We start from the raw sequence: 22,891 nt of genomic DNA on the forward strand, positions 1-22,891 counted from the left end.
AAACTTGATACTGCGCTATGGATAAGCTGACAGTGGGCTTTTCCTCGGGGAATTTCGGTTGCGCAAATCTTTTTGAAGAGACGTGCGTAGAGGACAAACTCGATATGAACCGCAGCCTTCCAGCGCCGAAAACCAGAACCCGCTACTGACTCCGTCTTCGACGGCGGTCGCCGCGTTCGCGCTCCTGCTGGCGCTTCGCCAAGAACAACTTTGTGTCTCTTGAGAGTACGCGCACGATGGCGTTGGAGTTTGATCGTGGTATGAATTGGACGTGACGCCACTGGCAGCGGCTTCGTACGGCGACAGTTTCCGTGGATTGGACAGCGACGTGTTACGTGGCCCTGGCAGAGAACATCCCAAGGATTTCAACGGCTTCCACCAACAGCAGTATCTGGTCGCCGTCTCTATTGTTGTCGTTTTGAAAACTGTGAATTCACCGTGGCTGCGTTGATGTCCAGTGCATAGTGCTTAAAATGGATTGTGTGAGCAAACGGCTCGCGCGCATCAGAGTGGTAACAGAATCGCATGATTCAACGATGTGGAGCATCAGATGGACATCCTTGACCTGGCTCGGAAATCGGGCATGACAGTGGTGCTTGACGCGAAGATTGGACGTCAGGAGTACCGCACAGTGCACGGCTCAGTCGCGGCGCTCGAGCGCTTCGCCGAGCTTCTCGCCGCGTCCATGCACGATGAGCTGGCGGAGCAGGATTGATACGCGTTGACAGCAACCTCAAACAGGAATCGCAATGAACTACGACTCATCGAAATCCAGAAACATCGGCCGCGCTGAGCGCACGAACGACCATTACGATGGAGGTTCGCCCTCCGAAGAGGTCGCACAGGCGGTCGCCAAAAAAAGTGACGCAGCAAGGAACTGGGCGTGGGCGCACAGCAACGAATCGTACGATTGGATGGACTCTCATAGTCTCTTCAACACCCGGGACTCGATTCATTGAGCGATTTACCAGGGGGCAACGGTTTTGCGCGATCGCAGCGTTGAACTGTATCGATCTTTGAAGTTGGCTTAACCCATCTCGAGCAGCAGACTGTCGGCGTTCATCTCGATCTGTCTGACGTAGACGGATGCAAAAGTGTCACTATTTCGAGACCGATCAAAAGTTGAGGAGGTCGATTTCGTCTGACCGCACTGGCTGATGGCAGGGTTACAGGGTCTGTTCTGTTCGTTGCTCGGTCCCGGCCTGGTCATGGTACCGCGGTGCATTCACCGTGTCGCGAGGCGGCTATCTTGAACCCCGAGATGCGATGTGAAGAGAATTCCCCGTTCAAAACCGTGACTCTGACCTGCGCCATGCAATGCGCTCCTTTGTCAGTCCAGCGCATCTGTCGCTTCGTGGCCATACGGTAGCTGACAACCTGGTTCACCGCAGACTCGGCGATGCTGCTGCTGATCGGCAAGGCCTGACGATGCCGCGCGCTGTAGTTGACCAACGTGCGCGTGTTGTTCCTCAGGTAACTGGAGACGGTATTCAGATTCCACCACAGCGTTTTGAATTCGTATCCTTCTCTCGCCAGCAACCGACTGTCGAGCGCCTTGATCCGCTCGACCGCCTTGCTGCCCTTGCCATGCCAGACCAACCACTTCGCGTGCGTGATTTCGGTCTCCACTGACTCCTGGTCCATCGAGTCGATCATCTTGCTGCCGAACACGGAACGCTGCGTCGCCTGGAACTTCATCGCAATGTGGAACCAGTCGAAGATCCGGCCCCGAGCCGGTTGACTGCCCTCGACCGTCTTTGCAAATTCACCAGCGTCGTCGCTGATCACGGTCACGCGTTCATCGCTCGCCACACCGTTCCAGCTGAGGAACTGATCGAGTCGCGCTGCAGCCGAGGTAACCTCCCTGTGCGCAATCACAGCCAGAACTCCGTCACCTTCCTCGACCGTATCATTGTCTCCGTCGGCCAACCTTGCTTCGATGATCAACCGCATGGCTTGCTCCCACCGTTGCGAGACCGATCAGCCTACTCCAGACGAAACCGATGCCGCTGTCGGAAGCAAAAACGCTCCTCCGCGGGAGCCTCCCCAACTTTTTGCACGCTCTCCTTTACGACCACGCGCCGATGGAAAGCTTCTGGGGCTCGCCCAAGACCGACCTCGCCACGCGCCAGGACGCCCGCGAACAGGCTCGTCTGGGCTACCTGTCTCCTGCCGCCTTCACGCAGCCGTTATTCAAAAATCAACCCGCTGCTTAACCGGTTGGCCTCCGCCATTGGCGACCGACCTCAATAATCCCGCGGCGCAATGTGAGCGAGGCGGGTCAGCAGATCGGACGTTGTGCCCACGTCAGCATATTTTTCGGACATGTCGAACAGGTTCACCGCATGTGAAGTCAGGCTACGGTCATACACGCAGTCTTGCGGGACGAACACTCGAAAGTTCAGCGAAAACGCGTCGACAACGCTTCCGCGCACGCATCCACTCGTGGTGCAGCCCGTCACAATCAAAGTATCAGCCTGCGCGTCGATCAGATGGCTGGCGAGCGCGGTCCCAAAAAACGCGCTCGGATGTTTTTTTGGCAGCAGAACGTCGCCGTCGCGCGGCGCAACCTCTTCGACGAAATCGTAGCCCCGAGCGGGAATGTTCATTATTGACGGGATTTTTTCTGCCAGTCGTCCGCCCTCTGTGGACTTTTTGGGCGCGACATGCGGGTACAGTACGGGCCAGTTTTTCGCCCGGAACACTTCGAGCAACTCTGCAATGTGGTCCACCGCGGCCCAACCCACGTCCCCGCAACTCGTCGGGAATTCCTTGATCGATTCCCAGAAGGGCTGACGTTTGGTGCCGACAGTTCGGTACTGTACGTCAATGATCAGCAAGGCGGGACGCTTGCCCAGGCCGGACGGACGCCCGAAACCGGCAGCACGGTATTTTCGCTGCTCGTCATCCAAGATGATGTTTTCCCAAGGTTTCATGCAAATGCTCTCCGTATTCTCCATGGTTCAAGTAGGGCCAGCACGTCACGGCTTAAGCGCCGATCCCGCGGTTTCTTTAAGCGTGAAGGCTGAAAAAAGCGTCACAACGGCCGTGCCGATAAGAAAATAGGCTGGGGCGATCGACGAACCCGTCACAGATACGAGCCACGTGCAAATAAGCGGCGCAGTTCCGCCCGCGACGACGCCGCCGATGTTGAATCCCAACGCAACGCCGGTATAGCGGACGCGGGTCGGAAACAGCTCGGCCATCGTTGAAAACGCGACGCCCATCAGGGCCGATTCAATCAGACCCAGTACAATCTGCATGCCAACGGCAGTCAAGCCGCCAGCATTCATCAAGTTGAAGCACGGTACCGCGAGCACCAGTGCGGCCAGGCTCGACACGACGAAGACTGGCCTGCGCCCTACCCTGTCTGACAGCGCACCAAACAGTGGCATGCAAACGACAGAGACGGCCAGCGTCAGCGTCGTAGACCAGAAAGCAAGCTTCGAACTCACTCCGACCACGCGCTGCAAGTGGATGTTCACGTACACGTACGCGATGTAGTAAAGCGAGAACAGCAGGATCGATAGCCCTATGCTTTTGGCAAGGGGCCCACTATAAGACCGGAGCAGTTCGATAACCGGCGCGGATTCGGTCCTGTCGCTCTCAGACAGCACCTGAAACGATTTGGCCTCTGTGAGTCGGGAACGAATCCAAAGTCCGATCACACCAATCGGGATCGCCACCAGGAAAGGGACCCGCCATCCCCATGTGGTCATATCAGCTTTCGAAAGAGTCTGGTTCAATGTGGCAACGACAATCGAGGCCAGCAGAATGCCCGCAAGCGCGCCGGTCTGAGTCGTAGAACACAGAAGTCCCCGCCGGTGTGCAGGTGAATGCTCCGCGACAAACGCGATTGCGCCGCCCAACTCGCCGCCCGCAGCAATGCCCTGCATGCATCGCGCAAGAACTAACAGGGCACTTGCGCCTACGCCAATCGCCGCATAGGTGGGAAGAAAACCAATCAGTCCACTTGCCACAGACATCAACAACACGGTCGCGGCGAGTGCGTTCTTTCTGCCGAAGCGATCACCAAAATGACTGAATACCAATCCGCCAACCGGTCTCAGCACAAACGCAATCGCGAAAGCTGCCAGCGTGTTCAAGATTGCGGAGGTTGGATTGCCGGAAGAGAAGAACTGGGTAGCGAGGATCACTGCGACGTAGCCGTACACGCCAAAGTCGAAGTACTCCACGATCGAGCCCACCGCGCCCGCGACAACAATACGCGGGGAAATTCGCGCTGGAAAAGGCGCATCCAATTCGGACGTGCGATCGATGTCCAGCGCGGGCAGGCTTTGAGTGCCAAGACTTGCTTGTGTTTCCATGATTCTTTTCCTTGCAAGCGTTCGTTACGATGAACTTGCTTAACGCGACGTCAACGGACGCGACAGGTAGCGCCCATACCCGGGCTTTCCAACGATCTCGCCGTCCAGCATGATCGTCTCTCCACGCACAATCGTGCGCACGGGCCAGCCTTTCAGCGACCAGCCGTCATAGAGGCTGTAGTCCGAGTACGAACCGAGCTCTTCTGCACGCACTACCCGACTGAGGTTGAGATCGACAAACGTCAAATCAGCGTCGGCGCCCACCGACAGTGAGCCTTTCGCCGACGCCATGCCGAAGATTTGCGACGGAGCTTCAGTCAGTACCTCGGCTATTCGTGACAAACTCAGCCGGCCCTTGTGGTAACCCTCGCTGAGCAGCACCGGCAAGATTGTCGCCGTGCCGGGGAACCCTTGCGAGGCAAGCCAGAAAGGACGCTCCTTGGTGGCTTTCTTGCGCGGCACATGGTCGGAGGCGACTACGTTTATGCTGCCATCCTGCAGGCCTTCCCACATCGCCGCCACGTCGTCCTTGCTGCGAAACGGCGGGTTCGCGCGACCCAATGAGCCCAGTTGCGAATCTTCATCGTGCGTCAGATAGTGCGGGCACGTCTCGACATATACATGTGGATAGCGCTCACGCCAACGACGTACTTCATCAAGCGCCATACGCGTGCTCAGATGCGGGATATAGATGTGCGCGCCGAAATGCTCGGCAAAATACATCGCACGGATACAACTCTCGGCCTCGGTGAAAGGTGGCTTGACGGACGCCCAATCCTTGAGCGTCGGTGCGTCGAGATCCTTCATCGCCGTACGCAGACGGTTGACGATCTCGATGTTCTCGGTATGGCACACGACCTTTACCCCGTCCATACAGCCCGCCGTCCTGAGCAAATTGAACAGATACCCGTCGTCCGTTCCGTCGAGACCGAGATAGCGTCCTTCCTCGCCCTTGAAGTTCATGAAGTACTTGAACGACGTCACGCCGTAGTCGCGCACGTAGGCCGCCATGTCGCGCACGTGTTCTTCGTTCGCGACACTGAAGTGAAATCCGTAGTCAATATGTGCGCGAGCCCGTGCGTATTCCTGTTCGCGCTCGAAAACTGCGCCGTACGCTTCGTTGTTGAGGAAGTAGCCGAGAATCGACGTAAAGCCGCCTTGTGCGGCATACGCGGTCTCCGTCGAATACTCGGTGATCTTCTCGCCGAATCCGAAATGGACATGTGCGTCGATCAGGCCCGGGAAGATATGCAGGCCCTGTGCCTCTATGACAGATATCGACGCATCCACCGGTGTTCCCGGCAAGAACCGGCCGGCAATCTTGCCGTCCCGGATCAGCAGGTCGAGCGGTGCCGGGTCCTTTCCCGCCTCGACGATCTGCGCATGGCGTACGACGAATTCCTTACTCATCTTGAAGACTCCGCAAATACTGTGATCAATGTTGTCCGGGCAATATACGGTCGAGTTCGTCCAGATTGCGGGGCAGCAATCCCGCCTCATCTATCCGCAAAGCACGCAAGCTCGACGCCAGCCAGTCGCGTTCGAGCGCCTCGCCGATAACCGTCAATCGCGCACGGTTATCACCGATGGGCCAGCGCAAAAGCGTCTCCGGCGGATAGAAGTGCGTGCCGACACCCTGAATCAGCACGGCCGCCTGAGTCTCTTTCAGGCGAAATAATCCCTTGCAGCGCAGCAACCGTGCGCCGTATCTTTCGACGACCAGTTGCCACCACGCCGCGATGCCGGGCCACGAGGTGTCTCCATCGATCCAGAAGCTCTCTGCGCCTACTGACGTCTCATGCACGCCACGGGCGTGATCGTGGTGCCCGTGCTCATGCTGATGGGCCAGCGCTTCCAGCGGCGCAATCGGCACTCTGTCGGGCGTCGCCTCGCAGAAGGCGGCGTGAAGCGCGTTATCGGCTGCCGCATCGATCCGGCTTGCTCGCGGATTCATCGCGATCGTCATGGTGCCCACAGCGGACACTTGCGCCGCGTCCACCAGATCCGTCTTGGTTATCACCAGCACGTCCGCCACCGCGATTTGCCGAGCGGTCTCGCGCTGCATCCTGATCTGCTCTGCGGCCAATCGGGCGTCGACCGTGGTGATCACGCGTCCGAGTGCAATGTAGCCCGCGAGCGCCCTATCACCGATCAGCGAATGCAGGACGGGCAATGGCTCGGCGAGTCCTGTCGTTTCAACAACCACCTTGCGCAGTGGCATACCGATCCGCTTTGCCTGTGCGGCAATATTGAGCAAGGTCTCGCGCAGCGCGCCGTTCAATGAGCAGCACAGGCACCCCGAGTCAAGCAGCAACACGTTGTCCGACACCTCACCGAGGATCACCTGATCGATACCGATTTCACCCACCTCGTTGACCACGACGGCCGTCCCCAGAGCCTCGGAGCTCTTCAGGAAACGATTCAGGAAGGTTGTTTTGCCGCTGCCGAGGTAGCCGGTCAGCACGTCGCAAGGAATCGGCGCGCCGTGCTGAGACACTTCCCCGGCTACATCGTGGAGTTTTTCCATGATCATTTAAATCGTTACGTTTAGCGATACATCGTTACGATCAGCATAACACGCTAATTTTTTTGTTTGCAACTGGCCGCAGCGAAGTCGCTTGATGGGCGTCGCGGCCTGCTAATCTCTCGTTTCACGCGTGAAAAAGAGAAGGACGTATGACGGAGAAGAAGCTGAATTCGGTGGATGCGGTCAAGGTATCGGTGCGCATCATGGAAGCAATGGCGCTGGCTCAACGCGCTATGGGCGTGACTGAACTGGCGGACTTGCTTTCAGAAACGAAACCGCGCGTGCATCGACATCTCGTGACGCTGAAGGAAGTCGGCATGATTGAGCAGGACGCCTCCAACGATCGGTACCGATTGGGATGGAGAATTTTTCAGCTGGGCGAAGCGGCTGGAAACCAGTTTGATCTACGCCGCCTTGCTCAACCCTATCTGCTCGACCTGCGCGACGCGTTGCATGAAACGGTCGTGTTGGCCGTACCTACCAATGGCCTGCCGATGGTGATCGACTCGGTCGACAACATCTATGCGCGCATCTGCGTGAGCGTCAAACCGGGGAACCGGCCGCCACCGCATTGCTCAGCGCTTGGCCGCGTCACAATGGCATTTGCCACTGAGACTGAGCGTCAGGCGCTGGTCGGGGATTTACTGAAGGAAGACTTGAGCTTTTCCAAAGCGGCGCTGACGCGACTCGAGAAGCGCCTTGCACGCATTCGCTCAACGCGGTTCGATGTTTGCGCCGGAGAAATGATGCCAGGTATCAATACACTGGCCGTGCCGGTCTTCCGCGACGGCGCGACGCTCGCCGGCGTGATCGCAATCATCGGCTCCGTCGAGAGCATCACTGAGCCGCCTGCGGTGAAACAACTCAGTCTGCTGCACCATGCTGCATCCGAACTATCGCGACATCTTCACGGCGACGTCTATGCCCTCGATGTCGGCGGCACGCCTGCCTAAACGCTCAGCACGTTCCGCCAGCTGTTCAGGCACATGACTGGCCGGACGACTTAGGCGGGCGACGCGGAAGTCGTGCGAGCCTCGCCAACTTTTGCGCGCTCTCTACTTCTAATCAGACATGCCATGTCCATTCATGTTCGTTGCGCGCGTAACTTCAATAGCGCCAGCACGCCATCGATAGTGGGCGTTTCAAGCCCGGCAACATCGCGCATCGCCTGGATCGAATCGACGATCACCTCGTACTCGAGCGGTCGTCCACGCTCCAGATCCTGAAGCATCGACATCTTGTGATGCGGCGCTGCGCGTGCCGCCGCCATGCGCTCAGAGCTCGCGATGGGTGGTGCGCCGCCTAATGCTGTCGCGACGGCATCGGCCTCGGACATCATGCGCCGGAGGAGTCGCAGCAATTCGGGACTGTCGCTGATTTCGCCCCGTGTCGCCAACGTTAAAACCGCAACCGCATTCCAGCACATGCTGCTTATCATCTTGATCCACGGCCAGCTGCGAATGTTGTCCACCACGGGCGAATCGAAACCCGCCGCGATCATCGCCTCCGACAATCGCTTCACATCCGAACGACATCGAGCAGGATTTTCTTGCCGTCCTTATACGAGAACACCGAGATCGCACCGTGCCTGAGATCGCCCTGTGCCGTGAAGCTCGTCTCGCCGATCACACCCTTGTAGTCGGCGGACGGCATGGCGGCCACTACCTTTGCCGCGTCGATCGAGTTTGCCCGCTTCATCGCGTCGACGATGATGTACACCGCGTCGTAAGCAAAGGGCGCATAAACCTGTAACGGCTGATGGAAACGCGCCTCGTACTTCCGTGCAAACGCCGCACCGCCAGGCATCTTTTCCAAGGCCATGCCGGCCTCCGAGCAAACCACGTTATCCGCTGCCGCGCCCGCCAGCTTGGGGAGGTCTGAAGAACAAACGCCATCGCCGCCCAGAATCTTTGCCCTCACACCCAACTGTCGCGCCTGCTTCGCGAACGGCCCGCCGGTTGCGTCCATTCCGCCGTACAGGATCGCGTCCGGATTTTCGCCCTTGATCTTCGTGGCGATTGCGCGAAAATCGATCGCCTTGTCGTTCGTGGCGTCGCGTGACACGACCTTCAGGCCGGCGGCTTTAGCCGCTTTCTCGAACTCATTGGCAAGACCTTGTCCGTAGGCTGTCGAATCGTCCACGATCGCAATGGTTCTCACACCGAGGCTCTTGCCAGCGTAGATGGCCAGCGCGGGGCCTTGTTGCGCGTCGGTGGCGACAACCCGGTACGTCGTGTTGAAGCCCTGCTGCGTATAGGTCGGATTCGTCGCTGCCTGCGAGATCTCGACGATGCCGCCATCCTTGTAAATCCGCGACGCGGGAATCGAGGTGCCGGAATTCAGGTGACCAACGACGCCGACTACCTTATCGTCGACGAGTTTCTGCGCAACCTGGGTGGCAGTACGCGGATCGCCCGCATCGTCTTGTGCATCGAGCTGCAATGTGATTCGCTTTCCTCCAATCACGAGGCCCTGTGAGTTGATTTCTTCGACCGCGAGCCGCGCGCCGTTTTCGCTGTCCTTACCCAGGTGCGCGATGGCCCCTGTGAGCGGCGCGACGTGACCGATTCGCACCACCTCCTCGGCGTGAGCAGCGAACGAGCAAGCGATTGCGGCAGCCGCGACCGCGATTTCCTTGTAATGCTGAGTCATGTCCCCTCCTCTTCGTGCGGCGCCAAAGGCGCCTGTTCAATCAATGACGAATCGCGTCAGCCAGCGCGGTATCGACGCGCTTCAACGGTTCACACGAGGTGCTACCGATCGCCACGCCATAGAGATTCTTCGGGTCAGGCGGCGTGGGAATAAGATCGAGTTCGATGCCGATGTTCCGTTCGCGTGACGCGGCATTGAGGTAGCGCAGCGCGGAGAAGTCTTCCAGCGCGAAACCGACCGAGTCGAACACGGTGACCTGCGAGGCGGATTCGCGGCCTTTTTCCGCGCCGGACACGATCCGGTGGAACTCGACAACAGGAAAGTCCGGCGTGAGCTGCTGAATATCGCCTTCGATGCGCGTCTGCGGCTCGTACTCGACAACGACACGTGCGCGCCGGAGAACATCGGCATGCAATTCCGTCTTGCCGGGACAATCGCCGCCGACGGCGTTGATATGCATGCCGTCTTCGATCATCTCCGGCGTCAGAATCGTCGCGTTTGTCTTGTCCGCGGTAACCGTGGTCACGATGTCCGCGCCGCGGACCGCGTCCGCCGCGGAGTCGCTCCGGATCACTCGAAGCGTCCTGTACGGCGCGAGGTTGTGCACGAGCTTTTCCGTCGCGGTCTCGTCGACGTCGAAGACTCTGATCTCGTCGATGCCCAGCATCTCGTGAAACGCAATGGCCTGAAATTCGCTTTGGGCTCCGTTGCCGATCATGGCCATCGTGCGCGAGTCCGGTCGTGCAAGGTAGCGTGCAAATAGCACTGAAGTCGCGGCCGTCCGAATCGCCGTCGTCAACGTCATCTCGCTCAGGAGCAACGGATAGCCCGTGTCCACATCCGCCAGCACGCCGAATGCCATGACCGTGAGCAGATCAGACTGTGTATTCTTAGGATGCCCATTGACGTACTTGAACGAATACAGCCGGTTATCCGACGTCGGCATCAGTTCAATCACGCCATCAGTCGAATGGCTTGCCAGCCGGGCAGTCTTTTCGACGTATCCCAACGGCGATAGTCCTGTTCGATGTAAGACGCCATGGTCGTCAAAACTCGTGTCATGCCGACCTCGGCGACCAGCTTTGAAACATCCTTTACATCTATGTATCGCGTCATGCTTTTAGCTCCTTGTGTGCGGGCGACGGTCAGATCGCAAAGCGACGAATCGGTAAAACAACATCAGGCTCTGCCTTCAAAGCCCAACAGAACGTTGACCGCGTTGATTCCAATCTCGTCGACCATATATCCGCCCTCCATCACGAAAAGCGTGGGGACGTTGAAGCTTGCGATCGCCTCGCCGATGCGCAGATAGTCTGGCGTGCGCAGGCGGAAGTGGCTGATGGGGTCGTCTTCGAACGTGTCGACCCCAAGAGAAATGACCAGTGCGTCGGGTGCATGCTGCCCGATCGCCGTGCCGGCGTGGCGCAGCGCGTGGTCGAAGCCTTCCCAGGCCGTTCCCCTCGGAAGGGGCAGGTTCAGGTTGAAACCCTCTCCCGCGCCGACGCCACGTTCGTCGGCATGCCCCGAGAAATATGGATAGGACACCGTGGGATCGCCATGAGTCGACACGAATAGAACATCAGGTCGATCGTAGAAAATGTCTTGCGTGCCGTTGCCGTGATGGAAGTCGATGTCGAGAACGGCTACGCGCTTTGCGCCGCCGTCGATGCAATGCTGGGCCGCAATCGCCGCGTTGTTCAAGTAACAATAGCCGCCCATGTATTCACGACCAGCATGGTGACCGGGCGGGCGGCAAAGCGCGAATGCGGCGCGCGCGCCACCCAACAACGCATCCATGCCGGTCAGTGCTGAGTTGGCACTGGAACTGATCGCGGCCCACGTACCCGCGTTGATGGGGGAACCGGCGTCCATCGAAAAGAAGCCAAGCTTGCCATCGATGAATTCGGGCAACTCGTGACCGGGCAGTCCCCTCACGGGCCAGACGAGTGGCAGAGCCTGACAGGTTCTGCCCGTTGCAAGCCACTCGTGCCACGCTCCTGCCAGAAAGTCGACGTACCGCTGGCTGTGCGCGCCTGCGTAGTCCGCGCATTGGTAGGCCTTCGGGCTGATGACATCGCCGAGTCCGGTTGCCCTCACTTGCGCAAGCACCGTCTCGGCGCGGAGGGGCTTCTCGAAGGAATCGGAGATGGCGCCGTCCTTTAGTTCGACGCCATGGTGCAAGCGATGATCGCTACTGTAAATGGTGAGCATGGTTGACTGCCGCGTTGAAGACAGCCAACAGTTTATTGAGCGGCGGCCGCATTGGTTTTGCTTTCGGATGCGGAAAAGCCTAATATTTTGGGAAATTTGTCTAACAGGAATGAAAGATGAGCACAAATCGCCCAAAAATAGAAATGGACGCTGTCGACCGCTCGATGTTGCGCCTGCTTCAGGACGATGGTGCCGTGTCGAATGCCGCACTCGGTGAGAAACTCTCGCTGAGCGTGACGCCATGCTGGAGGCGGCGCAAGCACCTGGAAGACGAAGGTGTGATTACCGGTTACCAGGCGAACATCGACCGGCGCGCGGTCGGCCTGAATCTTCTTGCGTTCGTGCATCTCCGGTTCAATGTGCACTCGGACAAAACCGCGGATAACTTCGAGGCCGTCATCCGCGGTCGACCGGAAGTTCTCTCGTGCCACAAAATCACAGGCGATGCGGACTATATTCTGCAGGTGGTCGCCGCTGATCTGGACGCATACGGTGAATTTGTCGAGCGGGTGCTACGACGGCAGCCGGGCATCGCGTCGATACAATCGAGTCTTGCGCTACGCGAGGTGAAGTTTTCGTCCCGGGTTCCGATTCCTGACGCCTGAACACATCACTCAAAAGTGGGCTGCCGATTCGCCACTCGTTGCGACTCAACTCGGAGCGGGCTGTCAACGCGCGCTCGACCACCACGCGCTGCACCCCGTTGTGGACCCTCGCCCTAGCCGCGCGTGCGTCCGATATCCGTTCGGAAGAGCATTCTCTCGATGACTTCCGCCCTGCTTGCTGGCCGCATTGAACTACCCCTCGAGATGTCCCGAAAGGAAAAGGGCCAGCTAACAGCAGAGATCTCTGCCGAGATACGCAGCGACCGCCCCTGTCAGCGCGATGCCGTGCAATTCCTCCGGCGATACCAGATGCGCGGCGATAATCTCACGATTATCAAGCCGCAACTCGGGTATGCAATCGAGGTGCAGTTCAAAGAAATGCACCCGGTCTCTTCGCCCATCCCAAATGCCGCAGGCGCTGCCCGCGGGAAGTAATGGGTACGACGAGAGACCAATCTCCTCCCCCATCTCGCGCTGCGCCGCTGTATCAGGTGTCTCACCGGGCCGGACACTACCGCCGGGAAAATTCCACTCTGCCCGGTACGATGACTCCACCAGTAACAGCGCCCGCCCGACGTAGATTGCTACTAGTGCTCCCTCATGCCGAGGCCGTCGAAGGTGCCACCAGGCGCGAGCGAACGGGAATCCAAGACGAAGCACCATGCGCCAGACAGAGTCGATAGGTATAGCTGGTCGCACTTGCTCAAGGCTCCGCATGAGGTCTCCCCTCCCTTATAATCCCTGCATTGATAGTGATTTCACCGGCGGAGAGCCCCACTTTATGAGTCAAGCACACGGGCGATACTCGGGATCTCGGGACAAGGGCCCGCGTCAGTCGCGCCAACCTTCAAAAACGACATCTTACCGACAGAACAAATCATACGTAAAGGCGCCACCTGCCCGAGACCCGGCCCAGACGGCGTCTATTTTCAAAACGCGTTCCTTTAAATTTTTGGTCGATGCAGTGGGCGCGGAGAACATCGCACTAGGACTCGATTCCAACCTGACGCGCGTAACCGAATTGATGAATGGCGAGAGATTCACACCTGAGACGGCCTTCCACATCGAAACGACGCTCGGGCTACCGGATGGGTTTTTCGATCAACCTCATCCCACCCTCCCGTCCGAGACCATCAGTCGCTTGAGGGCGCCGCTCGACTTTATTCACCCGAATGCTGAACCGGAATCAGCGCACGGGCAGGTATTGGAGACGGCTCCCGCCACACAGGCGAATTCCCGCCCTACCCCCACAGATCGTTTGCCCAGGGAATCAGAAATGTCAAAGAGGACAGATGGCAGTTCGACAAAGGCCGCCGCGAAGAGTAATCCCGCAGGGGCAAAGCCTGCCACGACTCCCCCGTCGAAATCTGCGTCAGCGAAAGCCAAAGCGTCTCCAAAGTCAGGGACTCAGCAATCGTTGCCACTGAACGACGTCGCAGCGTTGGAAAACATCCGTCGTGCCAATCTGCATGTGCTTACCCACCGTAAGGGATCGAAGGTGCGGCTCAGCGCAGTAGTGAGTATCAGCGCCTCCAACCTCGACAATCGTCTGTATGGACAGAAGCGCATGGACGACGCCGAAGCCAACCGCTTCACCGAACGTCTTGGTCTGCCAACCGGTTGGCTGGACGTTCCCCGTTCAGTCAGAGACATCCCTGAATCGGTCTCGGCTCTGCTTGATCCAGATCCACGGTCCGGTCGACATGCGACTGATCAGCAGGAACTACCAACTGCTTTAAAACCGGAAGCTACGGTGGCAAGAAAGTCTGCGGTTAAGAAAGCGAAAACCGCGCGCCGTCGAAACACCGACCCGTCGGAGGCAGATCACACGGGCGTCGCCGCCGAAACGAAGGCAGTTGTGGAGCAACAGGATGCGATGCTCCCATCAGCCGCCGATCCGGACGTTCGGCAAGCTGTTGACCGCGATGTCCCGTCGTCCGCCTCTCACCCGCAGCCTGCGCTGGCCTCCGTCACAGAGGTTATCGCGGAGCCACACCGTTATGCTTCCGTGACGAGCCTGGACGATCTGATAGGTATTGAACCGATAGCAGAGGCGCTGATCAAGACGCTCGCGGGTAAGGCACGCACCGGCCGCCTGGACGAGATGAAAGCGTTGGAACTCTTGCGGCAGATCGTGGCGCTCTGACCTCAATCGACAATTCACCGGTATTCCACGGCCGCCGGAGATTCCGCCGGAACGGAGTGCCTTTCCAGCAAACGCTGCGTATCCGATCATTGAGATGGGAACTGCGCCTCGTCACATGGCGGGTTTGCTGGAGTGTCGTGCGAGATCTTCGCGAACGTCACTTAACGGTCGGTAAGCGCCCGCCGCCATGATACCCAGCGGTCACTTACTGCTTGCCGGAAGCGAGCTGCTGGTTGCGCTCGGCAAGAAACTGGATCAGACCGTCAACACCGCTTTCCTTGATCTTGTCACTGAACTGCTGCCGATATGTCTGGATTAGCCAGACGCCGAGCACATTCAGGTCATACAACCGCCAGCCCTGCGGCGTGCTGTACAGCCGGTAGTCGATCTCTGCTGGTTCGCCGTTCCTGATTGCAACCGTGCGCACCACCACGTCCGTATCGGTTGGAGCGATGTGTATCGGCGGGTAGTCGATCCGTTGGTCTGGACGGAGCTGACCGATAGCACCCGAATAGGTGTGGATCAGGAGCATCTTGAACTGTTCGACCAGTTGCTGCTGCTGCGCGGGCGTAGCCGTCCGCCAGTAACGGCCCATCGCCAGTGACGTGGTGCGGTGAAAATCGGTGTAAGGAAGAATGTCCCGGTTTACGATATCAATGATGCGAGGAATATCGTCTGGCGCGATCGCTCGGGTCCGCACCTCGTCGAGTATCTGTTGCGTCGCGGTCTTGATCAGCAGCTGAGGCTCAGATTGGTCGACTTGCGCGTACGCCGCACCGCCGAACGACAACAACGCTGCGCAAAGAGTCAGTAGAGAAAGTGTCTTCATGTGCAGAATCCTGGCTGGACGCGTTGGCTTGCTGCTACGAAGTATCCTCCATCTACGCCCGAATGCGTCGCGGCAGCACTCGTCGCTGTTTCAAGTCCGAAGGCCATCATGCACTCGCTCACAGGCACTAACCGAATCTCGGTCAGATCACCAGCACGCGTTTAGCGATGCGCGTGGCCGCTGTCTTCGTCGTGAGGCGCCGCTATTTGAACTTGACGAGATCCTTGAAGATCAGTTGCCCCCAGGTATTCCCCCTACCTTGGACAAGCAAGCCGCCATCCTTGAGCGGTCCTAGCGCAATCGGCGCGAAACCGAGTTGTTCGGCCAAAGCAGCGACCGATGCCACCGCATTTTCGTCATCGCTCGACAAAAACACGACGCGGCTGCCGCCATTCACGCTTGGATCAGCGGCCAGAACGGCAGCGGGCAGATGGTTAAAGCCCTTTACGAACCTGGCGCCGGTAAACGCTTTGGCGACAACCGCGGCCGACGGCAGACCTTCCAGGTCTGCAACGGGAACACCGTAAGCATTGGTCGTATCGATGATTGTCTTGCCCTGCCAGGCTGGGATCTGCTTCGCGACTTCGCGATGTTCCCAGAACGGTACCGCCAGGAAGATCGTGTCGGACGAGATTGCATCCTGCAGCGTCCCGGGGACAACGGTGCGGCCAATCGCTTGTGCCTGCTGCATCAACGTCTCGGGAGAGCGCCGGCTGGCGACGGTCACATCGATGTTCTTTCTTGCAAACGCTCGGGCGAGTGCCTGACCTACCGCGCCAAAGCCAATAATTGAATAGCTCATGCGAACTCTCCATTCCGTATTGACAAGGAATCCATATTTATCGACCCAAATCGGATCATCTTCGTCGAGTTGACAGGTCCTTCTACACGCTTTTCGGCGCGATTTCAGATGGCCGAGAAGCCGCCGTCGACAGACAACTCCACCCCATTCACGAAGCTCGAATCGTCTGAAGCAAGAAACAGCGCGACCGTCGCAATTTCCTCAGGACGACCCATCTTTCCCCGCGGAATCAGGGATTCGAACATCCGCTTCGCCTCCTCGGTGAGAACCTGGTCCTGCATCGGTGTGGCGATCGGCCCCGGGCTCAGCACGTTCACCCGGATATTCCTACCCTTCAGTTCGTTAAGCCAAGTGCGTGCGAATGAGCGCAACGCCGCCTTGCTCGCCGAATACACGCCATAACCAGGAAAGCCTTTCACCGAAGCAACGGACCCGGTCATGAAGATCGATCCGCCATCGTTGAACAGCGGCAACGCTTTCTGAACCGCAAACAGCGTTCCGCGCGTATTCAGACCGAAGATCGCATCGAAGTGCTGCTCGGTAATCTCGCCCAGAGGGACAGCTTCGCCCGTGCCTGCGCTCGCGAACAGGATGTCGATCTTGCCCTTTTCCCGCTTGACTGTATCGAACAGGCGGTCGAGGTCGTCCAGATTGGCCGCGTCGCCGCGCACGCCGGTCACGTTCCGGCCAATCAGCTTGACGGCCTCGTCGAGCGCCTCCTGCCTGCGGCCCGTGATGAAAACATAGGCGCCTTCTTCAACGAACCGCTTGGCGCTCGCCAGCGCCATGCCGCTCGATCCACCCGTGACGACTGCAACCTTACCCTCAAGCTTTCCCATGACATCTCCTTTCGTGGTGTCGGACAGCGTCTCTGTTCCAATTTGCACAAATGCGCTGTATCTTATGGATCAGTGATCCATATTCCGATTCAAATATATGGATCACTGATCCATTTGTCAAGGAAAGTTATGCGGGCCGACGCCAGAAAAAATTACAACCACCTGCTTGCAGTCGCACGTGACGTCGTCACCGAGAATGGCGCCTATGCATCCATGCGTGACATCGCCCGCCGGGCCGAGGTCGGGTTGGCCACAGTGTTGCGTCATTTCCCGACGCGAGAAGCCTTGTTCGAAGCGTTGCTGCGTGCGAATCTGGACGCACTGACGCAAAAGGCAGGCGAACTCGAAACGTCGAATCCGCCGGGCGAAGCGCTCGTGTCCTGGTTTCGCGAAGGGGTCGCATTCGTTCATAGCTATAGCGGCGTTGTCGCCTTGATGGCGAGCGCCCACGCGGACCCGGACTCCGCGCTTTACGCTTCATGTGCAGCGGTGCATGAAGCAGGCGAGCGACTACTGCGCCGCGCTCAGGGCGACGGAACGGCGCGCGCCGATATGGATGGGGTAGATCTGTTCGCCCTGATGTCGGCGCTCGGCTGGCTCGTCGACCAACCCTCATTCGCGTCACGGGCCGATCATCTCCTTCACGTTATTACGAGCGCCATCCTGACAAATCGGCCTGGCAACGATATCAAGAAGGCAACGTAACAGAGCGCAACGAATTGTTGTCTGCATTGCGTCGGATGGCGTCCTCTATGACCGGCGCCGGCGACACTATGCACAAACGTCCTGGCAAAGGTGACGAATGCACTGATCGTGTCGGGAGTTTTGAGCGGCTGTTATCCGCCGGGCTGGACAGCAGGACCACGCGGGACTCAACTAGGCACGGCGTGTATGGGGGCCGACACAGCGTTGGCGTGCCCGGGACCGCCCGTGATCGCGGCCATGCCTACTCTGCCGGTCATCCGCGCCAGTGAGTCGGCCATGTGAACGGTAACGGCCTCGTGCCTCGTATGTATCAGCTTGATTCCTGTCTCGAAGGACGCGCCGAAGACCGGCACGATGTGATTGCGCTAGACCGTAAGGATCTGCCCGACTCCATCCCGAAGCACAGTCTGCGGAGTCAGGTCTGCGCCACGAGTCTCTGTCATTGATTACTCTCAAGTCACCCGGACCGGCGGCGTCGAAAATGTAGCATCCTCCTCCCGGATTACCGTTTCACCGGGCTTCACGATGACAAACTCCACTGGCTGCCTCGCGATCTTCACAGTTCCTCCTGAGAGCTTCGCCGTCGTAAAGGCCGAAGATTCGAGATTCCCCGCCGCTGGGAAGTCTTCGCGGAAGTGAGCCCCGCGGGAATTTTCGCGCGCGAGCGCTGCTTCCGTGATCACGCGGCTGACGGAGATGAGATTTCTCAGGTTCAACCAGTCATGCCACTGAGCATTCAACGCGCGATCGCCATCGACGACGCCAGTATCCATCAGCTTCGCCTGCATATCAGAGAGGCTGTCTCGTGCTTTCACGAGCCCCTCTTCATTTCTGATGATCCCGACATCCTTCCACATGCATTCGAAGAGTGACTCGCGGATCGACTCAAGGTCCTTGCCCTTTCTGGCAAACGGTCGCTCTGCCTCGTTGATCGCGGCGAGAATCGACTGCTCGTCGGGTGCACGATAGCTAGTATTGACCTGCACCCAGCGCGCCATGCTGTCGCCCGCGATGCCTCCAAACACAGTCGAATTCGCAACACCATTACCGCCGAGACGATTCGCCCCATGCACGCCGCCCGTGTCCTCGCCTGCGGCAAAAAGCCCGGTCAAGTCCGTCTGACAGTCCGCCTTGAACACCACGCCACCCATCATGTAGTGCGCGGTTGGAACGACTTCGACTTCGCCGCCTGCCAGATCGAATCCACAGTCAGCGCAGCGTTCTACCATGCCTTTAAATTGTTTGCGAACCTTTTCAGGGCCAAGATGATTCATCTTGATATACACACCGCCGTTGGGCGACGTACGGCCCGCACGCAACTCCGAATAGATCCCGCGCGAGACGATGTCACGCGTCGCGCGCTCGCCCCTGGAATCGTACGATTGCATGAAGCGCTCATGCTGACCGTTGAGAAGATGCCCTCCAGCCCCTCGCAGCCCTTCTTCGAGAACAGTGCCAGTCATTCGAGTATGGCTTCCTGCGAGAAGTCCGGTCGGATGAAACTGCACCATCTCCATGTCCCGCAGCGTCAGCCCCGCACGCAGTGCCATTGCGAGCCCGTCGCAACTCTTGTCACCGGACGGCGTGTGATATTTGTACATGGTCGGCCCACCGCCGGTCGCAAGCAATACCGCTTTGGCCTGCACGAACACGAACTCGCCGCTTCGCATATCAATCATGAGCACACCGGCTAAGCCATCGCCGCTCGGCGTCTTGATCAGTTCGATCGCGCGATGTTCTTCCAGTCGGTTGATCCCCCGACTCCAAACTTGTTCGGCCAGGCGATTGATGATCTCGATGCCGGTCAAGTCGCCCTTGTGAACAGTCCGATCGAAGGTCTGTCCAGCAAACGCCTTCTGATGTATAGACCCGTCGGGATTACGATCGAAGAAACAGCCGAGTTCGTTTTCCAGCTCGCGCACTCGCTCGACCGCTGTGCTCACCAACGTCCACGCCAGTTCCTGATTCGACAGCCACTTGCTGCCTTCAATCGTGTCCATGAAATGACGTTCGATGGAGTCTCCGGGCGCCAGCGCGACGTTGTACCCGCCCTGAACCATCCGGGTGCAGCCGCACTTGCCCAAAAGACCTTTCACAGCGACGGTAATTGAACATTTTGGCGCGTTCTGATGCGCGTGCAGCGCGGCAAAGAGGCCAGCACCGCCCGAGCCCAGAATGAGGATATCGGTCTGGATTCGTTTGACGTTCATGATGCACGCACTCCGAGGCTTTCGAGGGCAGCCGCTCGACGCTTGGCGGTATCGTCCTTGACGGCATCATAGAGACTGGTGCCCTCACTATCCATCGCGACGAGCAAAGGCCCGAACTCCTTGATTTTGAATCGCCACAGCGATTCGGGGTTGAGATCGTCGAGATCCACCGCTTCGATGCTCTCGATCCAGGTCGTCTCGAGCGCCGCCGTACCGCCGATGATGGCAAGGTAGACACCGCCCAGCTCTTTGAAAGCGGCCTTCGATCCGTCGCGCAGGCCGCCTTTCCCGACGATCACCCTAACGCCGTACTGTTCCATGAGCGGCCTTGTAAAGCGCTCCATGCGATCCGAGGTGGTCGTCCCAATGCAGATAGGTTGATAGCCTGCGGGGTACTCCGGGCTTGGGGGGACCTTTCGAACATTGGGCGCCGTGTGAATGACCGCATGTCCGCGCAGGTCAAAGTCCGTCGTTCGCCCCTTGTCGAACAGGTGAATCTGCGTTGCGTCCCGGATGCCGTAAAGCGTTGTTTCAAGCGTGACCGTGTCGTTGACGCGCAGCTTGCGGATCGTGGCTTCGTCAACCGGAGTGGCGAGTTCATAATGGGCCATGGCGTCAGAATCCGTAAGTGATGCCTTCGTTCGAGAAAACCGCTTTTGCGCGGCGAGCCGAGTGACATTGCATGTTCACCGCGATTGGATTCATCGTGATATGCGTGGAAGCAAGTTCGATATGCACCGCGAACGCAGTGCTGTCGCCGCCCAGTCCCTGCGGTCCGATGCCAAGCTTGTTGACCGCCGCAGAGAGCTCTTTTTCGAGGGCCGCGCCCTCAGGATCCTCGCAATGGGTGCCCAGCTCTCGTGTCGCAGCGCGCTTGGCGAGCGCGACAGAAAGGTCGGACGTCCCACCAAGACCCACACCAACGATCGTCGGCGGGCAGGTCTTTCCGCCGGCCGAGACCGCACAGTCGATCACAAAGGTCTTGATCGCGTCGATACCGTCAGCGGGAACCGCCATCTTGAGAAACGAGTTGTTCTCGGAGCCGCTTCCCTTTGGCACCATTTCCAGCGACACATGGTCCGGCTCGGCCGAGAAATCGATATGAATCACCGGCACCTCTATGCCGCACGACGTATGGTTGTTTTTTCGTGAGAGAGGATGAACCACGGACGAGCGTAGCGGATGTTCTCTTGTCGCTCGCTCACAGCCACGGCGGATAGCTGCTTTCAACTCGAAGCCTTCGAATTCGACATTGCGGCCGATACTCACGTTGTAGATCGGAATTCCCGTGTCCTGACACAAGAGATTTTCAGTTTCTTCCGCCACCCGAATATTCGTTTTCATCGTCCCGAGCACGCGTTGAGCGATGGGCGACGTTTCATTCGATGCCAGCGTTTCGATTCCAGCCTTTACATCCGGAGGAAGGATCTTCAGCGCACGGATGTAAAGCTCCTTTGCCGTCTCCTCGACAGCGTTCAGGTCGAGCCTCATTTTCTCGTCTCCTACTCTGATTGTGGGGTGTAGTGTGTTGGACGAACTTCAATGAACCAGCGCCAAGAGAAAAGCCAAGCCGGTGCAGGCACTCGCTCCGGCGCCCAGTGCGAGCCAGTTCTTTCGCAGACCGCTCCAGGGCAGAAACTCGATGGCGAGCAAGCGCAAGCCGCCCATCAGATGAAGCGAAAGTAGGATGACCAGCCCCCATTCGGCGAACTTGAACAGTGGTCTGTCGGTGAAACGCAGAAAACCATCCAGTGAGCGGTCATGTGAAAGCGTTTTGCCGAGCGCCCAGAAATGCACTGGAATAAAGAAGGCAAGCGCAAGTCCTGACAAACGATGGACAATGAAGGCCCAGTACGCGGGGTGGGATTTCGCCCGGAAGTCGTTCTTTCTCATCACAGGATCACCCCCGTCACTGCTCGCATGCCGAGCGTGAGCAAGCCAAGCGTCACCACCGAACAGGCAAAATGAGCAGAACGACCACGCCATGCGAGCCACTCTTCCGCGATCCTTAAGAGGCCAATCGGCACATGAACTGCACATGCCAGGACAAAAAGCGTATAAAAGCCGGCAAAGAACCAATTCTTGTGTGTGCGTCCGAGGATCGCATGCTCGCTGAGCCCGCTGTGGACGGCATAAATAATGACGACGATGTGCAACACCACGCAGGCGGCGAGCACCATCGCGCTCATCCGCTGCCAGTACCACAAGCGAGCCTGCATTTTTAAAGAGAGTGTTTGCATCACAGTTTTCCCTCGATCGCGGCCTTCATCACGAGCCGCTTCAAACCTGCGATGCCTGCTGTCGGCGACAGCTGCTTTGGGCAACGCTCCGTGCAGGAGCCCTGCGTGTGACAAGAGTGACACCCGGCATCACCTGCGACAGCCCGCAGGCGCTCGACGCCTTCGACATCCCGTTCGTCGTTCATCAGCGTCCAAGCACGGTTCATCGCTGCAGGTCCAAGATAGTCACGCCTCCACGTCACGACGTCGCAGGACGAGTAACACACTCCGCAACCGATACATTCGATGCCGGCGTCGGCCGATGCGCGCTCCTTGCTTTGTGGCGACACCTTGCTAAAGTCGTCGGACCGTGTTCGTTCGCCTTTGAACCGTCCCTTCGCTTCCGCCCATTTATCGAAGAATTGCTCCATGTTCGTCGCCAGATCCTTGATCACGGGCAAATTGGACAGCGGCGCGATCTCCAGTTCTTCTTCGACTGCAACCTTCGATACGTGGGTCCTGCAAGTCCACCGAGCCTTGCCGTTTACGTTCATTGCGCATGATCCGCACATGCCGACCCGGCACGCATATCGGAAGGCCAGATCGGGCTGGAGATTGCGCTGGATGTACATGACCACATCCAGCACAGTCTGGTTTTCGAACCGTGGCACGTCGTAAGAAACCAACTCGCCGGAGGTCCGCCCCCTCCAAACCTTCACGCGGAATGTCTTGTTGCTCATGTCGTCTCTGGTGTAGTTGTGCATCGGCTAGAAAAAGTCTGCGCCCGCGCAATGCAAAGAAAAAGCGAATAATTCCTC

The 22,891-nt window shown here is 58.4% G+C and carries 27 protein-coding genes and 1 pseudogene; 8 read left to right on the forward strand and 20 right to left on the reverse strand.

The window, feature by feature from the left end; translation table 11 throughout:
- Positions 1 to 271: 271 nt before the first annotated feature.
- From P0D96_RS25975 to P0D96_RS25985, 3 genes are all read left to right on the forward strand, one after another.
- Positions 272 to 451 (forward strand): hypothetical protein, encoded by a 180-nt coding sequence (locus P0D96_RS25975; protein WP_408178670.1) that lies wholly within the window; start codon positions 272 to 274, stop codon positions 449 to 451.
- A 99-nt stretch (positions 452 to 550) separates the two neighbouring features.
- The gene (locus tag P0D96_RS25980) at positions 551 to 715 is read left to right on the forward strand and encodes a hypothetical protein (RefSeq protein WP_165923964.1); all 165 of its coding nucleotides are present in this window, start codon (positions 551 to 553) and stop codon (positions 713 to 715) included.
- A gap of 34 nt (positions 716 to 749) precedes the next feature.
- Positions 750 to 959: a hypothetical protein gene (locus P0D96_RS25985; protein WP_408316160.1), complete on the forward strand. Its 210-nt coding sequence runs from the start codon at positions 750 to 752 to the stop codon at positions 957 to 959.
- 247 nt (positions 960 to 1,206) lie between these two features.
- Here the strand turns inward: P0D96_RS25985 and P0D96_RS25990 are convergent, their stop codons facing one another.
- The gene (locus P0D96_RS25990; protein WP_408178668.1) at positions 1,207 to 1,953 is read right to left on the reverse strand and encodes a hypothetical protein; all 747 of its coding nucleotides are present in this window, start codon (positions 1,951 to 1,953) and stop codon (positions 1,207 to 1,209) included.
- A gap of 50 nt (positions 1,954 to 2,003) precedes the next feature.
- On the opposite strand from P0D96_RS25990, the gene P0D96_RS25995 reads away from it, so the two are divergent.
- The gene (locus P0D96_RS25995; RefSeq protein ID WP_459252079.1) at positions 2,004 to 2,216 is read left to right on the forward strand and encodes a hypothetical protein; all 213 of its coding nucleotides are present in this window, start codon (positions 2,004 to 2,006) and stop codon (positions 2,214 to 2,216) included.
- Between the two features lie 30 nt (positions 2,217 to 2,246).
- On the opposite strand, the gene P0D96_RS26000 is transcribed toward P0D96_RS25995, so the two are convergent.
- From P0D96_RS26000 to P0D96_RS26015, 4 genes are read right to left on the reverse strand one after another with little or no spacing between them, the layout of a single operon-like run.
- Positions 2,247 to 2,936: an isochorismatase family protein gene (locus P0D96_RS26000; protein WP_408316162.1), complete on the reverse strand. Its 690-nt coding sequence runs from the start codon at positions 2,934 to 2,936 to the stop codon at positions 2,247 to 2,249.
- A gap of 45 nt (positions 2,937 to 2,981) precedes the next feature.
- Positions 2,982 to 4,328, reverse strand: coding sequence for an MFS transporter (locus P0D96_RS26005; RefSeq protein WP_408316164.1), 1,347 nt, complete (start codon positions 4,326 to 4,328; stop codon positions 2,982 to 2,984).
- A gap of 39 nt (positions 4,329 to 4,367) precedes the next feature.
- Positions 4,368 to 5,738, reverse strand: a complete 1,371-nt coding sequence (locus P0D96_RS26010) for a dihydroorotase (RefSeq protein WP_408178665.1) — start codon at positions 5,736 to 5,738, stop codon at positions 4,368 to 4,370.
- A gap of 25 nt (positions 5,739 to 5,763) precedes the next feature.
- Entirely contained in the window at positions 5,764 to 6,861 is a 1,098-nt protein-coding gene (locus tag P0D96_RS26015; RefSeq protein WP_408316167.1) for a CobW family GTP-binding protein, read from the reverse strand.
- A gap of 143 nt (positions 6,862 to 7,004) precedes the next feature.
- On the opposite strand from P0D96_RS26015, the gene P0D96_RS26020 reads away from it, so the two are divergent.
- On the forward strand, positions 7,005 to 7,808 hold the full coding sequence (locus P0D96_RS26020) for an IclR family transcriptional regulator (RefSeq protein ID WP_408316169.1): 804 nt from the start codon (positions 7,005 to 7,007) through the stop codon (positions 7,806 to 7,808).
- Between the two features lie 131 nt (positions 7,809 to 7,939).
- Here the strand turns inward: P0D96_RS26020 and P0D96_RS26025 are convergent, their stop codons facing one another.
- From P0D96_RS26025 to P0D96_RS26040, 4 genes and pseudogenes are all read right to left on the reverse strand, one after another.
- Positions 7,940 to 8,368: a ketopantoate reductase C-terminal domain-containing protein gene (locus tag P0D96_RS26025; protein ID WP_408316171.1), complete on the reverse strand. Its 429-nt coding sequence runs from the start codon at positions 8,366 to 8,368 to the stop codon at positions 7,940 to 7,942.
- A 5-nt stretch (positions 8,369 to 8,373) separates the two neighbouring features.
- Positions 8,374 to 9,507, reverse strand: coding sequence for a branched-chain amino acid ABC transporter substrate-binding protein (locus P0D96_RS26030; protein ID WP_408316173.1), 1,134 nt, complete (start codon positions 9,505 to 9,507; stop codon positions 8,374 to 8,376).
- Between the two features lie 40 nt (positions 9,508 to 9,547).
- Positions 9,548 to 10,623: pseudogene (ocd, locus tag P0D96_RS26035) on the reverse strand (ornithine cyclodeaminase).
- Positions 10,624 to 10,686: 63 nt separating this feature from the next.
- Positions 10,687 to 11,718, reverse strand: coding sequence for a histone deacetylase family protein (locus tag P0D96_RS26040; protein ID WP_408178661.1), 1,032 nt, complete (start codon positions 11,716 to 11,718; stop codon positions 10,687 to 10,689).
- 116 nt (positions 11,719 to 11,834) lie between these two features.
- On the opposite strand from P0D96_RS26040, the gene P0D96_RS26045 reads away from it, so the two are divergent.
- A complete protein-coding gene (locus P0D96_RS26045; protein ID WP_168790669.1) occupies positions 11,835 to 12,323 on the forward strand; it encodes an Lrp/AsnC family transcriptional regulator in 489 nt (162 codons plus the stop codon).
- 228 nt (positions 12,324 to 12,551) lie between these two features.
- Here the strand turns inward: P0D96_RS26045 and P0D96_RS26050 are convergent, their stop codons facing one another.
- Positions 12,552 to 13,040 carry an NUDIX domain-containing protein gene (locus tag P0D96_RS26050; protein ID WP_408178660.1) on the reverse strand — a complete coding sequence of 163 codons (489 nt, stop codon included), beginning with the start codon at positions 13,038 to 13,040 and terminating at the stop codon, positions 12,552 to 12,554.
- Positions 13,041 to 13,104: 64 nt separating this feature from the next.
- Between P0D96_RS26050 and P0D96_RS48740 the strand changes: the two genes are divergently transcribed.
- Entirely contained in the window at positions 13,105 to 14,469 is a 1,365-nt protein-coding gene (locus P0D96_RS48740) for a hypothetical protein (protein ID WP_408178659.1), read from the forward strand.
- A gap of 205 nt (positions 14,470 to 14,674) precedes the next feature.
- Here P0D96_RS48740 and P0D96_RS26060 read toward each other — a convergent pair whose 3' ends face one another.
- From P0D96_RS26060 to P0D96_RS26070, 3 genes are all read right to left on the reverse strand, one after another.
- Positions 14,675 to 15,298: an MlaC/ttg2D family ABC transporter substrate-binding protein gene (locus P0D96_RS26060; protein ID WP_408178658.1), complete on the reverse strand. Its 624-nt coding sequence runs from the start codon at positions 15,296 to 15,298 to the stop codon at positions 14,675 to 14,677.
- Positions 15,299 to 15,500: 202 nt separating this feature from the next.
- Complete coding sequence (locus P0D96_RS26065) at positions 15,501 to 16,100, reverse strand: NADPH-dependent F420 reductase (protein ID WP_408178657.1); 600 nt, start codon at positions 16,098 to 16,100, stop codon at positions 15,501 to 15,503.
- A 104-nt stretch (positions 16,101 to 16,204) separates the two neighbouring features.
- Positions 16,205 to 16,939 carry an SDR family NAD(P)-dependent oxidoreductase gene (locus P0D96_RS26070; RefSeq protein WP_408178656.1) on the reverse strand — a complete coding sequence of 245 codons (735 nt, stop codon included), beginning with the start codon at positions 16,937 to 16,939 and terminating at the stop codon, positions 16,205 to 16,207.
- A 129-nt stretch (positions 16,940 to 17,068) separates the two neighbouring features.
- On the opposite strand from P0D96_RS26070, the gene P0D96_RS26075 reads away from it, so the two are divergent.
- The gene (locus P0D96_RS26075; RefSeq protein ID WP_408316179.1) at positions 17,069 to 17,644 is read left to right on the forward strand and encodes a TetR/AcrR family transcriptional regulator; all 576 of its coding nucleotides are present in this window, start codon (positions 17,069 to 17,071) and stop codon (positions 17,642 to 17,644) included.
- Positions 17,645 to 17,811: 167 nt separating this feature from the next.
- Here the strand turns inward: P0D96_RS26075 and P0D96_RS26080 are convergent, their stop codons facing one another.
- From P0D96_RS26080 to P0D96_RS26110, 7 genes are all read right to left on the reverse strand, one after another.
- A complete protein-coding gene (locus P0D96_RS26080; RefSeq protein ID WP_408178654.1) occupies positions 17,812 to 17,997 on the reverse strand; it encodes a thiamine pyrophosphate-binding protein in 186 nt (61 codons plus the stop codon).
- Positions 17,998 to 18,096: 99 nt separating this feature from the next.
- Complete coding sequence (locus P0D96_RS26085; protein ID WP_408178653.1) at positions 18,097 to 19,854, reverse strand: L-aspartate oxidase; 1,758 nt, start codon at positions 19,852 to 19,854, stop codon at positions 18,097 to 18,099.
- On the reverse strand, positions 19,851 to 20,465 hold the full coding sequence (locus P0D96_RS26090; RefSeq protein WP_408178652.1) for a fumarate hydratase C-terminal domain-containing protein: 615 nt from the start codon (positions 20,463 to 20,465) through the stop codon (positions 19,851 to 19,853). The genes P0D96_RS26085 and P0D96_RS26090 overlap by 4 nt, the downstream gene beginning before the upstream one ends.
- 4 nt (positions 20,466 to 20,469) lie before the next feature.
- Complete coding sequence (locus tag P0D96_RS26095) at positions 20,470 to 21,345, reverse strand: fumarate hydratase (RefSeq protein ID WP_408178651.1); 876 nt, start codon at positions 21,343 to 21,345, stop codon at positions 20,470 to 20,472.
- A 48-nt stretch (positions 21,346 to 21,393) separates the two neighbouring features.
- Positions 21,394 to 21,747, reverse strand: a complete 354-nt coding sequence (gene sdhC / locus P0D96_RS26100; protein WP_408178650.1) for a succinate dehydrogenase, cytochrome b556 subunit — start codon at positions 21,745 to 21,747, stop codon at positions 21,394 to 21,396.
- Complete coding sequence (locus tag P0D96_RS26105) at positions 21,747 to 22,094, reverse strand: succinate dehydrogenase/fumarate reductase transmembrane subunit (RefSeq protein ID WP_408178649.1); 348 nt, start codon at positions 22,092 to 22,094, stop codon at positions 21,747 to 21,749. The genes sdhC and P0D96_RS26105 overlap by 1 nt, the downstream gene beginning before the upstream one ends.
- Positions 22,094 to 22,813 (reverse strand): succinate dehydrogenase/fumarate reductase iron-sulfur subunit, encoded by a 720-nt coding sequence (locus P0D96_RS26110; protein ID WP_408178648.1) that lies wholly within the window; start codon positions 22,811 to 22,813, stop codon positions 22,094 to 22,096. Before P0D96_RS26110 ends, P0D96_RS26105 begins: the two co-directional genes overlap by 1 nt.
- Positions 22,814 to 22,891: the final 78 nt, after the last annotated feature.

The sequence above is a fragment of the Paraburkholderia sp. RL17-347-BIC-D genome (genome assembly GCF_046027915.1).
Taxonomy (GTDB): Bacteria; Pseudomonadota; Gammaproteobacteria; order Burkholderiales; family Burkholderiaceae; genus Paraburkholderia.

Coding starts and splice junctions, on each gene's coding strand:
- P0D96_RS25980 (WP_165923964.1), top strand. CDS start 551: ATGGACATCCTTGACCTGGCTCGGAAATCGGGCATGACAGTGGTGCTT.
- P0D96_RS25985 (WP_408316160.1), top strand. CDS start 750: ATGAACTACGACTCATCGAAATCCAGAAACATCGGCCGCGCTGAGCGC.
- P0D96_RS25990 (WP_408178668.1), bottom strand. CDS start 1,953: ATGCGGTTGATCATCGAAGCAAGGTTGGCCGACGGAGACAATGATACG.
- P0D96_RS25995 (WP_459252079.1), top strand. CDS start 2,004: ATGCCGCTGTCGGAAGCAAAAACGCTCCTCCGCGGGAGCCTCCCCAAC.
- P0D96_RS26000 (WP_408316162.1), bottom strand. CDS start 2,936: ATGAAACCTTGGGAAAACATCATCTTGGATGACGAGCAGCGAAAATAC.
- P0D96_RS26005 (WP_408316164.1), bottom strand. CDS start 4,328: ATGGAAACACAAGCAAGTCTTGGCACTCAAAGCCTGCCCGCGCTGGAC.
- P0D96_RS26010 (WP_408178665.1), bottom strand. CDS start 5,738: ATGAGTAAGGAATTCGTCGTACGCCATGCGCAGATCGTCGAGGCGGGA.
- P0D96_RS26015 (WP_408316167.1), bottom strand. CDS start 6,861: ATGATCATGGAAAAACTCCACGATGTAGCCGGGGAAGTGTCTCAGCAC.
- P0D96_RS26020 (WP_408316169.1), top strand. CDS start 7,005: ATGACGGAGAAGAAGCTGAATTCGGTGGATGCGGTCAAGGTATCGGTG.
- P0D96_RS26030 (WP_408316173.1), bottom strand. CDS start 9,507: ATGACTCAGCATTACAAGGAAATCGCGGTCGCGGCTGCCGCAATCGCT.
- P0D96_RS26040 (WP_408178661.1), bottom strand. CDS start 11,718: ATGCTCACCATTTACAGTAGCGATCATCGCTTGCACCATGGCGTCGAA.
- P0D96_RS26045 (WP_168790669.1), top strand. CDS start 11,835: ATGAGCACAAATCGCCCAAAAATAGAAATGGACGCTGTCGACCGCTCG.
- P0D96_RS26050 (WP_408178660.1), bottom strand. CDS start 13,040: ATGCGGAGCCTTGAGCAAGTGCGACCAGCTATACCTATCGACTCTGTC.
- P0D96_RS48740 (WP_408178659.1), top strand. CDS start 13,105: ATGAGTCAAGCACACGGGCGATACTCGGGATCTCGGGACAAGGGCCCG.
- P0D96_RS26060 (WP_408178658.1), bottom strand. CDS start 15,298: ATGAAGACACTTTCTCTACTGACTCTTTGCGCAGCGTTGTTGTCGTTC.
- P0D96_RS26065 (WP_408178657.1), bottom strand. CDS start 16,100: ATGAGCTATTCAATTATTGGCTTTGGCGCGGTAGGTCAGGCACTCGCC.
- P0D96_RS26070 (WP_408178656.1), bottom strand. CDS start 16,939: ATGGGAAAGCTTGAGGGTAAGGTTGCAGTCGTCACGGGTGGATCGAGC.
- P0D96_RS26075 (WP_408316179.1), top strand. CDS start 17,069: ATGCGGGCCGACGCCAGAAAAAATTACAACCACCTGCTTGCAGTCGCA.
- P0D96_RS26085 (WP_408178653.1), bottom strand. CDS start 19,854: ATGAACGTCAAACGAATCCAGACCGATATCCTCATTCTGGGCTCGGGC.
- P0D96_RS26090 (WP_408178652.1), bottom strand. CDS start 20,465: ATGGCCCATTATGAACTCGCCACTCCGGTTGACGAAGCCACGATCCGC.
- P0D96_RS26095 (WP_408178651.1), bottom strand. CDS start 21,345: ATGAGGCTCGACCTGAACGCTGTCGAGGAGACGGCAAAGGAGCTTTAC.
- sdhC (WP_408178650.1), bottom strand. CDS start 21,747: ATGAGAAAGAACGACTTCCGGGCGAAATCCCACCCCGCGTACTGGGCC.
- P0D96_RS26105 (WP_408178649.1), bottom strand. CDS start 22,094: ATGCAAACACTCTCTTTAAAAATGCAGGCTCGCTTGTGGTACTGGCAG.
- P0D96_RS26110 (WP_408178648.1), bottom strand. CDS start 22,813: ATGAGCAACAAGACATTCCGCGTGAAGGTTTGGAGGGGGCGGACCTCC.